General features: G+C 71.9%; 13 protein-coding genes. 3 read left to right on the forward strand and 10 right to left on the reverse strand.

The annotated features are described in order from the left end of the window. Positions 1-172 precede the first annotated feature (172 nt). Complete coding sequence (rsmH, locus tag ACFO60_RS31425) at positions 173-1,144, reverse strand: 16S rRNA (cytosine(1402)-N(4))-methyltransferase RsmH (RefSeq protein WP_380847586.1); 972 nt, start codon at positions 1,142-1,144, stop codon at positions 173-175. A 299-nt stretch (positions 1,145-1,443) separates the two neighbouring features. Then, a complete protein-coding gene (gene mraZ / locus ACFO60_RS31430) occupies positions 1,444-1,875 on the reverse strand; it encodes a division/cell wall cluster transcriptional repressor MraZ (RefSeq protein WP_380847824.1) in 432 nt (143 codons plus the stop codon). A gap of 650 nt (positions 1,876-2,525) precedes the next feature. Here mraZ and ACFO60_RS31435 point away from each other — a divergent pair. Genes ACFO60_RS31435 through ACFO60_RS31445 form a run of 3 tightly spaced genes read left to right on the forward strand, consistent with a single transcriptional unit; the run spans position 2,526 to position 7,305 of the window. Then, positions 2,526-3,530, forward strand: a complete 1,005-nt coding sequence (locus ACFO60_RS31435; protein WP_380847589.1) for an AAA family ATPase — start codon at positions 2,526-2,528, stop codon at positions 3,528-3,530. Continuing rightward, positions 3,530-4,810, forward strand: a complete 1,281-nt coding sequence (locus ACFO60_RS31440; protein ID WP_380847827.1) for a DUF58 domain-containing protein — start codon at positions 3,530-3,532, stop codon at positions 4,808-4,810. The genes ACFO60_RS31435 and ACFO60_RS31440 overlap by 1 nt, the downstream gene beginning before the upstream one ends. Further along, positions 4,807-7,305, forward strand: coding sequence for a transglutaminase TgpA family protein (locus tag ACFO60_RS31445; protein WP_380847592.1), 2,499 nt, complete (start codon positions 4,807-4,809; stop codon positions 7,303-7,305). The genes ACFO60_RS31440 and ACFO60_RS31445 overlap by 4 nt, the downstream gene beginning before the upstream one ends. A gap of 185 nt (positions 7,306-7,490) precedes the next feature. On the opposite strand, the gene ACFO60_RS31450 is transcribed toward ACFO60_RS31445, so the two are convergent. The 8 genes from ACFO60_RS31450 to ACFO60_RS31485 all read right to left on the reverse strand — a co-directional run bounded on the left by ACFO60_RS31450 (position 7,491) and on the right by ACFO60_RS31485 (position 14,278). Beyond that, entirely contained in the window at positions 7,491-7,880 is a 390-nt protein-coding gene (locus ACFO60_RS31450) for a DUF3040 domain-containing protein (RefSeq protein WP_380847595.1), read from the reverse strand. Between the two features lie 147 nt (positions 7,881-8,027). Then, positions 8,028-9,284 carry a DNA polymerase IV gene (gene dinB, locus ACFO60_RS31455; protein WP_380847598.1) on the reverse strand — a complete coding sequence of 419 codons (1,257 nt, stop codon included), beginning with the start codon at positions 9,282-9,284 and terminating at the stop codon, positions 8,028-8,030. Positions 9,285-9,347: 63 nt separating this feature from the next. Beyond that, complete coding sequence (locus ACFO60_RS31460; protein WP_380847601.1) at positions 9,348-10,133, reverse strand: methyltransferase domain-containing protein; 786 nt, start codon at positions 10,131-10,133, stop codon at positions 9,348-9,350. A gap of 43 nt (positions 10,134-10,176) precedes the next feature. Then, positions 10,177-10,587 (reverse strand): transcription antitermination factor NusB, encoded by a 411-nt coding sequence (gene nusB, locus ACFO60_RS31465; RefSeq protein WP_380847604.1) that lies wholly within the window; start codon positions 10,585-10,587, stop codon positions 10,177-10,179. A 1-nt stretch (position 10,588) separates the two neighbouring features. Beyond that, positions 10,589-11,149, reverse strand: coding sequence for an elongation factor P (gene efp / locus ACFO60_RS31470; protein ID WP_380847607.1), 561 nt, complete (start codon positions 11,147-11,149; stop codon positions 10,589-10,591). 47 nt (positions 11,150-11,196) lie between these two features. Next, a complete protein-coding gene (locus ACFO60_RS31475; RefSeq protein WP_380847610.1) occupies positions 11,197-12,246 on the reverse strand; it encodes a M24 family metallopeptidase in 1,050 nt (349 codons plus the stop codon). Positions 12,247-12,361: 115 nt separating this feature from the next. Further along, positions 12,362-13,402 (reverse strand): LLM class F420-dependent oxidoreductase, encoded by a 1,041-nt coding sequence (locus ACFO60_RS31480; RefSeq protein WP_380847613.1) that lies wholly within the window; start codon positions 13,400-13,402, stop codon positions 12,362-12,364. Between the two features lie 30 nt (positions 13,403-13,432). Beyond that, on the reverse strand, positions 13,433-14,278 hold the full coding sequence (locus tag ACFO60_RS31485) for an SAM-dependent methyltransferase (protein ID WP_380847616.1): 846 nt from the start codon (positions 14,276-14,278) through the stop codon (positions 13,433-13,435). Between the last annotated feature and the right edge of the window lie 36 nt (positions 14,279-14,314).

Here is a 14,314-nt window from a genome sequence, read left to right on the forward strand (position 1 = left end):
GGCGCGGCCTCGGGCGCCGGGCCGCCGGGCGGCGCCGTGCGCCGCACGGTCCGGTCGGGCCTCGGCGGCGCGGGGACCGCACGGGTGCCGCGCGCCGCGCGCACGGGCCTTTCGCCGACGGCGGTCGCCGCCTGGCCGCTGCCGGTCTCTTGCCTTGTCTCCTTGTCGATGCTCATTCCGGCTCCCGGATCCTCTCTGCCGCCCGCAACCTGGCCGAGGCGGCGCGCGGGTTGCGCGCCACCTCCTCCTCGTCTGGGAGCTCGGCTCCCCTCGTCACCAGACGGAACCGCGGCTGGTGGGCCGGCAGCGGGACGGGCAGCCCCTGAGGGCTGGTGTCCCTGGTTCGCGCCGTCAGGACCTGCTTGCTCAGCCGGTCCTCAAGTGAGTGGTAGGAGAGCACGACCACGCGCCCTCCGACCTTCAGTGCGTCGAGTGCCGCGGGGAGCGCCCGTTCGAGAGCGGTCAACTCCCCGTTCACCTCGATGCGTAACGCCTGGAACGTTCTTTTCGCGGGATTCCCCCCGGTGCGGCGGGTGGCGGCGGGGATCGCCTCGCGGACGATCTCGGCCAGCCGCTTGGTGGAGGTGATCGGCTCGGCCGCCCGCTCACGGACGAGGAACCGCGCGACGCGGGAGGCGAAACGCTCCTCGCCGTAGTCGCGCAGGATGCGGGTCAACTCCCCCTCGGAGTAGGTGTTGACCACGCCGCCGGCCGTGAGCTCCTGCTCGGGGTCCATCCGCATGTCCAGCGGGGCGTCATAGGAGTAGGCGAACCCCCGCTCGGCCTCGTCGAGCTGCGGGGAGGACACGCCGAGATCGAACAGCACGCCGTCGACGCGGGGATGGCCGACCTGCGACAGCACCTCGGTGAGCTCGTCGGAGACCGCCCGCACGAGGGTGGTGCGCGCCGCGAACGGCGCGAGACGAGCGGTGGAGCGCTCGATGGCGGTCGGGTCGCGGTCGATGCCCACCAGGTGGAGTTCCGGGTGCGCGGCCAGCAACGCCTCGGCGTGACCGCCCAGGCCGAGGTTGGCGTCGACCAGTACGGGGCTCGGACCGGACAGCGCGGGAGCCAGAAGCTCAAGGACGCGCTCAAGCATCACCGGAACGTGCCCGCCCGGCTCCGCATGATCATGGACATGCATGGTCAAACCCCCTTTGCCGCCTCGGTCGTGTCCATCGATTCCCCCCGGACACTTCCCCTGCTCGCGGATTTCGCGGCCTTGCGTATTTCGGCCTTCTCACCGGTGGGCTCCGCCCCCGCGCCATGTGAACGGCTCGTCCGGCCAGGTCCCCATCCGCGTCCCCTCTTCGCGCCCCGCCACCTGACACCGGGGAAGGTGCATCAGCTGACGGCGGCGCGGCGGTGACCGGAAGCTGCCCGGCACCATGGGAGCGGGTGGAGACCTCGCCGAACGACGTTTTCACCGACGAGTCGACCTGTTCAAAGAACTCCTGGCAGCACCTCCTCCGATAGCTCGGAGAACGCCTGCTCTTGGTCGGCCAGATAGGTGTCCCAGGCCTTCGCGTCCCAGATCTCCAGCCGGGTGTTGGCCCCGATGACTACACAGTCTCGGCGGAGGCCGGCGTACTCGCGCAGGCCCTGGGGGATGGTGATACGCCCTTGTTTGTCGGGCGTCTCGTCTGAAGCGCTGGCGAAGAAGACGCGACTGTAATCGCGGACGGCCTTGGCTGTCACGGGGGCGGTGCGCAGCGCCTCGGTGATGCGCTGGAACTCCTCTACAGGAAAGACGTAGAGGCACCGCTCCTGGCCCTTGGTGATCACAAGACCCTCCGCCAGCTCCTCACGGTACTTCGCCGGCAGGAACAGTCGTCCTTTCTCGTCCAGACGCGGTTGATGGGTGCCGAGGAACACCGGCCCCACCTCCCGTGCCATGTGGAAAGACTGGTCGCTACTACCCCAGCCCCTCCACTGCGCACCACCATACTCCACTTCTCCCCACCGTCAACTGATTCAAAGCGTGTCGCGTCGATATGGCGACCGCGTTTCCGCAGGTCAGCGCCGGTGGAGCGAAGTGGAGCGCCCCGAGTCGCACCACACCCCTACGGGCGTGTCGAACGCCCCTTATCGCCACTTCCGCGAACCGCCGCCGCGCGGCCCGCGGCGCCGCCGCCGAAGGACGAGAGCGGAAGCGCCCGGCGGCCGGCCTCGCGGTGGAGGAAAGTGGAGTGGCCGGCGGCGCGCGGAAATGGAACGGGGCGGACAGAGGGAAGCGGGGTGCACGGCCGCACGGCGGGGAGGAGGAAAGCCGTGACCTGGACGCCCGCACGGCGGGACGGGGAAAGCGGTGCGCCCGGAGCGGCGCGCGTGTCACGGGATTCGCACATCGGCGGGACATGAACGCGACCACGGAGAAGAACACTGGGGCTGTTCATCCTGAATATGACGGAAAGTCGCCCTGGAACCCACGGCACCGTAGTGTCGGTACGCACAATGGAAAAGGAAAGCAAAGCCCCCCGCAAAACGAACCCGGCGCGGGGCTGCCACACCCTCATGGAGGCCCGGTGGGAATAACCCACGATGTCGGACAGGAGCTGGAAGGTCTGGTCGCCACGGCGCACCGGATCCGTGAGGCGATCGAATCTGTCATCGAGGGCAAGGACGACGTCGTCCGGCTGACCCTCACAGTTCTCCTCGCCGAAGGGCACCTGCTCATCGAGGACGTGCCGGGCGTCGGCAAGACCATGCTCGCCAAGGCGCTGGCCCGGTCGATCGACTGCCCCGTACGCCGCGTCCAGTTCACCCCCGACCTGCTTCCCAGCGACATCACGGGCGTCAGCGCCTTCAACCAGCAGTCCCGCGAGTTCGAGTTCAAGCCCGGCCCCGTCTTCGCCAACATCGTCGTCGGCGACGAGATCAACCGCGCCTCCCCCAAGACCCAGTCCGCGCTGCTCGAGTGCATGGAGGAGCACCAGGTCACGGTGGACGGCACCACCTACCGCCTCGAGACGCCGTTCATGGTCATCGCGACCCAGAACCCGATCGAGATGGAGGGCACCTATCCCCTCCCCGAGGCCCAGCGCGACCGCTTCACCGCGCGCATCGCGATGGGCTACCCCGAGCCCGCCGCCGAGCTGCAGATGCTCGACGTCCACGGCGCCTCCTCGCCGCTGGACAAGCTGGAGCCGGTCGCCACCACCGCCGAGGTCAAGGCCCTGATCGACGCCGTGCGGACCGTCTACGTCTCACAGCCGGTGAAGAAGTACGCCATCGACATGGTGTCCGCCACCCGCCAGTCCCCGGACCTCAGGCTGGGCGCCTCCCCGCGCGCCACCCTCCACCTGGTGCGCGCCGCCCGCGCCCACGCCGCGATCGCCGGGCGCGACTACGTCATCCCCGACGACCTGCAGGAGCTGGCCGTCCCGGTGCTGGCCCACCGCCTGCTGCCGAGCCTTGAGGCCCAGGGCCGCCGCCGCCGTCCCGAACACGTCCTGGCCGAGCTGGTACGCCGCGTCCCGGTGCCGGACAGCCGGGAGAGGGGGTTCGACGGGGAGGGATCGCAGCGGTGATGGCCGGGCTCCGGGCGCTCACCTCGCGCGGCCGCTCGTTCCTCGCCTCGGGCTTCGCCGCCCTGCTGTGCGCGTTCTTCCTCGGCGAGCACGACCTGCTGCGGGTGAGCGTGCTGATCATCGCCCTGCCGCTGCTCGCCGCCCTGGTCGTGGCCCGCACCCGTTACCGGCTGAGCTGCGCGCGGCGGCTGGACCCCGCCAGGGTGAAGGTCGGCTCCGACAGCACGGTCACCGTGCGGCTGGAGAACGTCACGCGCCTGCCCACCGGGCTGCTCCTGGTCGAGGACACCGTCCCCTACGCCGTCGGCACCCGCCCCCGGTTCGTCCTGGACCGGGTGGAGTCGCGCGGCATCCGCGAGATCGACTACAAGGTCCGCTCGGACCTGCGGGGCCGGTTCCCCATCGGGCCGCTGTCGGTGCGCATCGCCGACCCGTTCGGCCTGGTCGAGCTCACCCGCGCGTTCACGGCCACCGACACGCTGATGGTGCTCCCGGAGGTCGTGCCGCTCCCCCACGTGCGCCTGTCGGGCGAGCTGACCGGCGGCGGCGACAGCCGCAGCACCAGCGTGGCGGCGGCCGGCGACGACGACATCGGCCCGCGCGAGTACCGGCAGGGCGACGACCTGCGCCGGGTGCACTGGCGGTCCACCGCGCGGTACGGCGAGCTGATGGTGCGCCGCGAGGAGCAGCAGTGGCAGAGCCGGGGGGCGCTGCTGCTGGACACCCGCAGGCACGCCCACCGCGGCGAGGGCCCGCGCTCGTCGTTCGAGGTCGGCGTCTCCGCGGCCGCCTCGATCGGGATGCAGCTCGCCCGCGAGGGCCTCGGCCTGCGGCTGGTCACCGACCAGGGGGCCCAGCTCCTGCCCGACACCGGAAGCGGGCACTCCCTGCTGGACGCGCTCGCCGTCGTGCGGCAGAGCACGGCCCGCTCGCTGGAGTCTGGCGTCACGGCGCTGCGCCAGGGCGGCGGGGACGGCCTGATCGTCGCCGTCCTCGGCGACCTCGACGCCGAGGAGGCCCACACGCTCGCCCGGCTGCGCACCGGCGGCGTCACCGGCGTCGCCGTCATGCTGGACGTGCGCGGCTGGCAGCAGACCCCCGCCCACCACCCGGAGGTCGACGAGTCCTTCGAGCTCGCGCGGGCCGTGCTGGCCGGGGCGGGCTGGCGCGTCGTGCGGCTGCCCGCGGGCACCTCTCTGGCGGCCGTCTGGCAGGACGCCGGCCAGAGCAGCCGGTACGCCGGCCCGCCGGACACGATCACGGCAGGAGACGCCGCATGAGACTCCCGATCGCGGCGGGGCTCGCCACGGCCGCGGCCTCGCTCACCCTCTACCCGCTGTTTCGGGGGGGCACCTGGTTCTGGGCCGGCATGGGCGCGATCATCGTGGTCGCCACCGTGTCCGTCCTCACCGCCCGCCACACCACCCCGCGATGGCTCGGCCCCCCGGCCGAGCTGTTCGCGCTCTTCGTCTACCTGACCGTCGTGTTCACCCTCGACGACAACTGGGCCTGGGTGGTGCCCACCAAGGAATCGGTCCTCGCCATGGCCGGCCTGCTGGGAGACGGCTTCAAGGACATCCAGCGCTTCGCCGCCCCGGTGCCGGACAACCCGCCGATCGCGCTGCTCGCCGTCGGCGGCATCGGGCTGATCGCCGTGCTCGTCGACCTGCTGGCCGTACGAATGCGCCGCGCGGCGCTGGCCGGGCTGCCGTTGCTGGCCCTGTTCACCGTCCCGGCGGCGGTGCTGCCCGACCCGATCGGCTGGCCGGCGTTCATCATCGGCGCGCTCGGGTACGTGGGGCTGCTCACCGCCGACGGGCGCGAGCGCGTGAGCCACTGGGGCCGCGCCGTGCTGGTGCGCCGATCGCGCGGCGTCGGCGCCGGCGCCCGCATGCAGGCCGACACCGCCCCGCTGTCGCTGACCGGCAAGCGCATCGGCTTCGCCGCGATCGCCCTGGCCATCACGCTGCCGGCGCTGCTGCCGACGCTGGAGCCGAGCCCGCTGTTCGGCTTCGGCGTGGGGTCCGGCGACGGCAGGGGCGGCAACACGATCACCATCCCGAACCCGATCGCCAGCCTGCGCGGCCAGCTCACCCAGCCGCGGAACGCCACGGTGCTGACCTACGGCAACACCGACAACGTCCCGCGCTACCTGCGCATGTACGCGCTGGACACCTTCGACGGCGAGCAGTGGACGATGTCGCAGCCCAAGGGGCGGCCCGAGGACCGCGTCTCGGAGGGGCCGATGCCGCCGCCGCCGGGACTGTCCACGCTCGTGCCGCTCAGGCCGATCCGCACGGTGGTCACAGTGAGCGACGACGTGGAAGGGCTCAGTTTCCTGCCGCTGCCCTATCCGTCGTCGTCAGTGGAGGTGGAGGGCGACTGGCGCGCCGACCGAAGCTCGCTCATGGTGTTCTCCACGCGGGAGACCGCCGGCGGGCAGACCTACAGAGTCACCGGGCAGGAGCCGCAGCCGTCGGCCGAGGCGTTGCGGACGATGCCCTCCGCCACCGACGACCGCGAGATCCTGACGCGCTACCTCGCCCTTCCTCCCGACCTGCCGCGGCAGATCCGCGTGATCGCCCACGAACGGGTGGCGAGCACCGACACGCCCTACGAGATGGCGGTCAAGCTCCAGTCGTGGTTCACCGGCGGCGACTTCGTCTACAGCCTGGCCACCCAGGGCAACGGAAGCGACGCGCTGGCCGACTTCCTGCGCAACCGCACCGGCTACTGCGAGCAGTTCGCCGCGGCCATGGCGGTGATGGCCCGCGTCCTCGGCATCCCCGCCCGCGTGGGCATCGGCTACACCGGCGGCGCCTTCATCGGCGGGTCGTGGCAGGTTCGCACGCACGACCTGCACGCCTGGCCCGAGCTGTACTTCCAGGGCGCCGGATGGCTGCGGTTCGAGCCGACCCCGGCGGGCGGCCTCGGCCAGGCCACGGCCCGCGTTCCCGACTACAGCCGCCCGGTGGCCGCCACCAGCGCGCCCGGGGACGGCCCGAGCGCGAGGCCGAGCGGCGGGACGGACGCCACCGACCCGGCCGACACGCTGGGGCCGCGCGCGCGTGACCCCCGCGACCCCGACGCCGGCCTGGCCGCCGGCACGCTGGGCGTGGACGCGGGCATGCCGCTGCCCGTCAAGATCGGCATCGGCGTGGGCGCCCTGCTGCTGATCGGGCTCATCCCCGCCGCCGCGCGGGCGGTGGTGCGCTATCGGCGCCGCCGCGCCTGGACGCAGGTGGGCGCCGCGGATCCGGGTGTCGCCGGCGCCCAGCTGCAGCCCCGCGCGCCTGAGCGGTCACGGGCGCCGGCGGCGCACCTCGGGAACGCGGTGCACGCGTCGTGGCATGAGCTGATCGACACGCTGTACGACCTGAACCTCGGCCACGAGGCCAGCGAGAGCCCGCGCGCCCTCGCCGCGAGGGTCGTGCGGCAGTGCGAGCTGGACGAGGCCACCGCCGCCTCGATCACCGCGATCGCCTCGGCCGAGGAGCGGATGCGCTACGCGCGCACGCCTGGACGGGTCCAGGCGCTGGAGGGCGAGCTGAGGCGCGTGCGGGACGCGCTGTACGCCGGCGTGACGCGCGGCAGGAGGCTGCGGGCCCGGCTGCTGCCGCCCTCCACTCTGCGCAGGCTGAAGGAGGCCGGCGAGAAGGTGCTCGACGGGTTCGACAGGCTGGAGACGCTGCGCCTGTGGCCACGACGCCGCGACGCCGAACCCATCGGTGACGAGCCCGCGAAGGAGCACGCGCTGACCGGCACGCGCCACTGAGCGCACCGCCCCGCATCGCCGAAGGCCCGCAGAGATCTGCGGGCCTTCGGTGTCGGCGAACCGACAGCGCTCGCGTGCCGTGCGTACGGAAGAGGCCTTACCGCCGTGCAGGAGGGACCATCCTGCCGATCACCGGGTGCGGGCCGTCCACCGAGGGGATCGCGATGGGGGCCCGCCGCGGCGGATCAGCGTTCTTCGCCCCGGCGGCGCCAGCGCTCTTCCATGCGCTCCATGAAACTCGGCTTCGCGGCACGCCGGCGTTCGGGCTTGCCGGTCGCTCCCGGCCTCGCCTCACCGCCGAACCCGTTCATGCGTTTCCAGCTGGACAGGCCCCACAGACACGCCGCGAGCATGACCACAAAGCCGCCGACACCGAGTGGGATGATCGGTGCCACGACGCCGACCATCAACAGCACGACACCCAGGACGAAGCCGATCGAGGCTTTCACCAGGCGACGCTTGTAATGGTTGCGCGGATCACTGATCCGAACGGTATTGGCCCACTTCGGGTCCTCGGCGTAGAGGGCCTGCTCGATCTGGTCGAGCAAGCGCTGCTCGTGCTCAGAGAGCGGCACGGCGCCTCCCAAGGACGGCCCCTTGTCGGGGAAGACGGCAACGGGCACCACAGGGTGTCCGGACCTCGCGGTCGGTTATCCCCAGAATACGAGGCTGTAGACGTAGGCGAAAGAAAACGTCCAACGTAGACCAAACCGGAGGTGACGTCATAGATCCATTCCATCAAACCTAGGGCGAACAAGCGAGGCCGGGCGGACCGCCTCGGGACCGAACCTCCGCGTGGCCTTGTCCATCGCCATTTCGGCCTCCCGCCAGCCCGTTTCTCGTTCGCCGAGGCCGAGCTGGCGGGTCGCCGTGCCCGCGGGGCGCAGATTTTCGACCCGCACGCCGACCAGACGGAGCCGCACGCGGTCGAGCCCGGCGGCCCCGTAGAGCTCACAGGCAGTGGCATATATCTCTTTCGCCACATCGGTCGCCTCGCGGAGCGTGCGGGCCCGGGTGATCGTCGTGAAGTCGGAACGGCGGAGTTTGACGCTCACCGTGCGGCCGATGTGACCCCCGGCGCGCAGCCGGGCGGCGACCCGCTCGGACAGCCGCAGCAACTCGCGCCGGATGGCGTCTGGATCGTCCACGTCGGAGGAGAAGGTCTCTTCGGCGCCGATGCTCTTGTCGGGGACGTGCGGGGTGACCCTGCGCTCGTCGCGTCCCCAGGCGAGCGCGGCCAGGTGGGCGCCGACCGCGCCGAACTCGCGCTGGAGGGTCGAGGCGGGCACGTGGGCCAGATCGCCCACGCTCTTGATGCCGAGCCGCACCAGGGCCTGCTCGGTGCGCTCGCCCACGCCCCACAGGGCGGCGACCGGGAGCGGGTGGAGGAACTCGACCACCCCGTCGGCGGGGATCACCAGCAGGCCGTCGGGCTTGCACTGCCGGGAGGCGAGCTTGGCGACGAACTTGCTGCTCGCCACGCCCACCGAGCAGGTGATGCCGTGGCGCTCGGCGACCTGGGCGCGGATCAGCGCGGCGATCTCGGCCGGGGACCCGAGCCTGCGCACGGCGCCGCGCACGTCGAGGAACGCCTCGTCGGAGGCGATCGGCTCGACCTCGGGGGTGATCGCGTGGAAGATCTCCATGACGCCCTTGGAGACCTCGGAGTATTTGCCGTGGCTGGGCGGGATGACCACGGCCCGCGGGCACAGGCGGCGGGCGCGGGTCATCGGCATCGCCGAGTGCACCCCGAACCGCCGGGCCTCGTAGGTGGCGCTCAGCACGACGCCGCGGGCCCCCGTGGCGCCGATGATCACCGGGGTGCCCTTCAGCTCGGGACGTTCGAGCAGCTCGACACTGGCGAAGAAGGCGTCCATGTCGACGTGCAGGATCGGGCAGCCGGTGTCGTCGGCCAGCGGGGCCCGCGCCGAGCCGGGGCGCAACCCCGCCTCGGACCGCAGAACCTGCTTGCGCGACACAGGATCATCCTACCCGAACAGGCGTTCTACCGGCGAGGGGCGCCGACCGGCCGGCCGGGACCCTCATCGGTGCCCGAGGAAGTGGAGCTGGGTGGCGATGTCGCGCAGCACCGGGTGGGCGGCGGCGGCCTGTTCGAGCGCGATGAGCGCCCGCGCGGCCCCCGGCTCGCCGTCCAGCAGCCGGCCGGGCACCAGATCGGCGAAGACGCGCACGCCCCTGGCCTCGCCGGGGGTGAACCCCGCCGCCGACAGCAGGCCTGCGACCGCCTCGCCGCTGAAGCGCCGGGGCGTGGGATCTTGATCGCCCCATCTGCCGGACGGATCGGCGAGAGCGTGGCGGGCCTCGTCGAAGTGGCCCGAGAGCGAGCGGTGGATCGCGGTGGCGACCGGGTTCGCCGCCAGAACGCTGACCACCCCGCCAGGCCTGAGCACCGCCGCGACCGCGTCGAGGGCGCTCGCGGGGTCCTCGACGTATTCGAGGACGCTGTGGCACAGCACCAGGTCGGCGCAGCCGGGCTCGAGCAGCTCGCGCAGGTCGGAGGCGTCGCCCTGGATGCCCTTGACGCTCACCCCGGCCTCGGCCGCCCGTCGTTCGAGGGCGGCCAGGGAGTCGGGGCTGGGGTCGACCACGGTGACCGCGTGGCCCCGCTCGGCGAGCGGGACGGCGAACCCGCCCGTGCCGCCGCCGGCGTCGACGATGTCGAGCCGCTCACGCCCCGTGGCGCCGACCCGGCCGGCCAGCGCGGCCAGCAGGGCGTCCCACACCACGGCGGTGCGCACCGCCGGAGAGGTGGCCGCCTGGCGTGCGGCGCCTTCGGTGCGCAACTTCAGCTCGCCTCCTAAAAGCATGTCGGTCGTCCCCAGCCTACGCCGTGCGGGCGGCTCGCCCGCCTCAGAGGGCGAGGGACGGCTTGAGCTGCTTGAACCGGGCGAGCAACCCGTTGACGAACTGCGGCGACTCGTCGGTGGAGAGCTCGGAGGCCAGGTGAACCCACTCGCTGATCACCACCGCCTCGGGAACGTCCGTGATCCACAGCAGCTCATAGGTGCCGGCCCTGAGCAGGTTGCGGTCGACGGCGGGCATGCGGTCGAGGGTCCACCCCTCGGCGTAGGTCGAGATCAGCTCGTCGATGCGCGGCCGGTGCCGGCTCACGCCCTCGACCAGTGTCGCGGTGTATTCGTTGACCGGCGGCTCCGCCCGTTCCATCCGTTCCGCGAGCACGCCGACCGGCGGCTCGCCGCGCAGCTCGGCCTCGAAGAGGATGTCCAGTGCGCGCCTGCGAGCCTTTCCCCGAGCCGACACCTCAGGCCCGGCCGAGGTACTCGCCGGTGCGAGTGTCGACCTTGACCTTCTCACCCGTGGTGATGAACAGCGGGACCTTGATCTCGGCGCCGGTCTCGAGCGTCGCGGGCTTGGTGCCGCCGGTCGAGCGGTCGCCCTGCAGGCCGGGCTCGGTCTGGGCGATGTTCAGCTCGACGGCCGCCGGGAGCTCGACGTACAGGACGTTGCCCTCGTTGACGGCCACCGTGGCCAGGGTGTTCTCCAGCAGGTAGTTGGCCGCGTCGCCGACGGTGACGCGCGGGACGTTCAGCATGTCGTAGGTCTCGGTGTCCATGAAGACGAAGTCGTCGCCGTCGAGGTAGGAGAACTGCATCTCGCGCCGGTCGACCTGAGCGACCTCGACCTTGACGCCGGCGTTGAACGTCTTGTCGACGACCTTGCCCGAGAGCACGTTCTTGAGCTTGGTGCGGACGAACGCACCGCCCTTGCCCGGCTTGACGTGCTGAAAGTCCACCACGCTCCAGAGGTCACCGCCTTCGAGCTTGAGCACCAGGCCGGTCTTGAGGTCGTTGGTCGTCGCCACTCGTTACTCTCCTGCGTCGTCATGGTCGCGCTGAGCGCCGTCCTGCCTCACAGGACCAGCAGCTCCTTGGTGGTGCGGGTGAGGAGCTCCGGGCCGCCGGCACGCGTCACGAGAGTGTCCTCGATCCGGACGCCGCCCCTGCCTGGCAGGTAGACGCCGGGCTCGACGGTGATCGGAACCCGATCCTCAAGTCTACCGGCACCCGCGGGACGCAGGAACGGATCCTCGTGGATCTCAAGGCCGACGCCGTGGCCCAGGCCGTGCCCGAAGTGCGCGGCGTGCCCGGCGGCGGAGATGACGTCGCGCGCGGCGGCGTCCACCTCGGCCGCGGCGGCTCCGGGCGCGAGCGCGTGCCGCCCGGCGCGTTGCGCGGCCCGGACCAGATCGTACAGCTCCCGCTGCCAGCCGGACACGGCGCCGACGGCGACGGTCCTGGTCATGTCGGCGTGGTAGCCGCCGTACAGCGCGCCGAAGTCCATGGTGACCAGGTCTCCGCGCTCGATCGGGCGGTCGCCGGGGACGTGGTGCGGGACGGCGCCGTTCGGCCCGCTCGCCACGATGGTGTCGAAGGCCGGCTTGTCGGCGCCGAGCTCGACCATGCGGGCCTCGAGCGCGCGGGCGATCCGCCGTTCCGTCATGCCCGGCGCGATCGTCGCGACCACGTCGGCGAAGGCCCGGTCGGTGAGGTCGCAGGCGGTGCGCAGCGCCTCGATCTCCGGCTCGTCCTTCACGACGCGCACGGACTCCACCAGGCCCTCGACCGGCGGGAGGTCGCCGCCGAGCCGCCGGTAGCGGGCCACCGACATGTCGTGGGCCTCGATGGCGGGCCGGCCCGCCCGGTCCACCAGGCCGCGCGTCACGTCGCGTTCTTGGACGACCTCCATACCGGAGCAGTCGCGGCGCGCCGTCTCGATGTAGCGGGAGTCGGTGGCGAGGACCGCGGAGGCGTCCTCGCGCACCAGCACGGCGGCGTTCGAGCTGACCAGGCCGGTCAGGTAGCGGACGTTGACGCCGCGGGTGACCAGGAGGGCGCCGAGGCCGTGCTCGGCGAGCAGGGCGGCGACCCTGGCCCGCCGCGATTGGTACATGTCGGTCATGTAGCGAACTTTACGGTCAGCGGGCGGACGTGCGACGCGGCCGGTGGCCGGCAGGTGCGCGACGCCGGCGAAGATCGGCGGCGGTCTCGCGACGGGAGACGTCGCGCCCCTGCGGTCAGGCGGCCAGATCCCTGATCTTCTCGATCAGCGCGAGGCGCTCCTTGTGCGAGCCGGCGATCGGGGTGACGTTGATCGTGGTGACCCCCGACTCCCTCAGGGCGGCGACGCGGTCGCGGACGAAACCCTCGGAGCCGATCAGCGACATCTTCTCCAGAAGCTCCATGGGCACGAGCGCGGCCGCCTCGTCCTTCTTGCCTTCCAGGTAGAGGTCCTGGATGCGCTCGGCCTCCCGCTCGTAGCCGTAGCGGCGGGCCAGGTCGTTGTAGAAGTTCTTGCCCTTCGCGCCCATGCCGCCGATGTACAGCGCCGCCATGGGCCTGCCGAACTCCAGGTAGCCGGAGACGTCGTCGCCGATCGCCAGCGAGGCCTGGGCGATGACGTCCAGCTCGCCGAGCGCGGGGTCGCGCTCGGCCCGGCCCGCCGCCAGGGAGGCGCCCCACACGTCGGCGGCCTTCTCAGGGACGTAGAAGATCGGCTCCCAGCCTTCGGCCAGCTCGGCGGTCAGCTCGACGTTCTTCGGGCCGATGGCCGCGATCACGATCGGGATGCGCGGCCGGACGGGGTGGTTGATCAGCTTCAGCGGCTTGCCGAGGCCGGTGCCCTGCCCCGCGGGCAGCGGCATCGTGTAGTGCCTGCCCTCGTGGGTGAGCCGCTCGCGCCGCCACACCTTGCGGCAGATCTCGATCACCTCGCGGGTGCGGGCCAGCGGCGCGGTGTACGGCACGCCGTGGAAGCCCTCGATCACCTGCGGGCCCGACGCGCCGATGCCCAGCACGAAGCGGCCGTCGGAGACGTAGTCCATGCCCGCCGCGGTCATGGCGAGCAGCGTGGGGGTGCGCGAGTAGATCGGCAGGATGCCCGAGGCGATCTGCAGCCGCTCGGTCTTGGCGGCGATGTAGCCCATCTGGCTCACCGCGTCGAAGCTGTAGGCCTCGGCGACGAAGACGATGTCGAGCCCGGCGCTCTCGTAGTCGGCCAGCTCGGCGACGGTCTCCTTGAATCCCCCGGCGTAGTTCAGTGCCATGCCGATGCGCATCCCGCGACCTCCTACTGATTGGTAACCGAACTATATTCTCTCGGTTCGGTCACCAAGGCCAGCCGGCGGCGCCGTCCGGACCACCTGGCCCACGCCTCCCAGCACCGGCAGAAACTCCGCGCGCAGCGGCAGGGCGTCGGGATCGGGCCGCCACTCGTTGAGCGGGACGACGCCCGGCGCCGCCACCCGCAGCCCGTCGAACAGCCGCCGGATGGACTCGCCGGTGCGGGCCTCGAAGGAGGCGTTGGCATCCTTGTACGCGTCGCGGCCCCGGGCCATCACCTCAGGGAGCGAGTCGGAGCTGACGTGGGAGATGACGATGTGGCTGCCGGCCGGCAGCGCCCGGGCGTACGCGGCGACCAGGCCCCAGGGGTCCTCCTCGTCGGGGACGAAGTGGAGGCACGCCACCATGAGCAGGCCGACCGGCCGGTCGAGGGTGAAGGCCTCGGGCAGCGCGGAGATGATCTCGCCGGGGCGCCGCAGGTCGGCCTCCAGGAAGGAGACCTCCGGGGTCGTGACGAGCAGCGCCCTGCCGTGGGCGGCCACCACCGGGTCGTTGTCGACGTAGACGACCCGGGCGTCCGGCGCCGCCGCCAGCGCGGCCTCGTGCACGTTGCCCTTGGTGGGCAGGCCGGCGCCGAGGTCGAGGAACCGCCGGACGCCGTGCTCGTTCGCCAGATACCTGACCGCCCGGCCGAGGAAGTCGCGGTTCTCGCGCACGGCCTCCCGCACGCGGCCGCCGGAGATCTCGATGACCTTCTCGGCGGCGGCGCGGTCGGCCGGCAGGTGGTTCTTGCCGCCGAGGTAGTAGTCGTACATCCGGGCGACGTTGGGACGGTTCACGTCCAGCTCCCGGGGGGGACGCTCGTCGTCCACCGTGTCCTCCTCCACCGCTAGACCTGGATGATCATA

It is taken from the genome of Sphaerisporangium dianthi (assembly GCF_042654065.1).
GTDB lineage: Bacteria > Actinomycetota > Actinomycetes > Streptosporangiales > Streptosporangiaceae > Sphaerisporangium > Sphaerisporangium dianthi.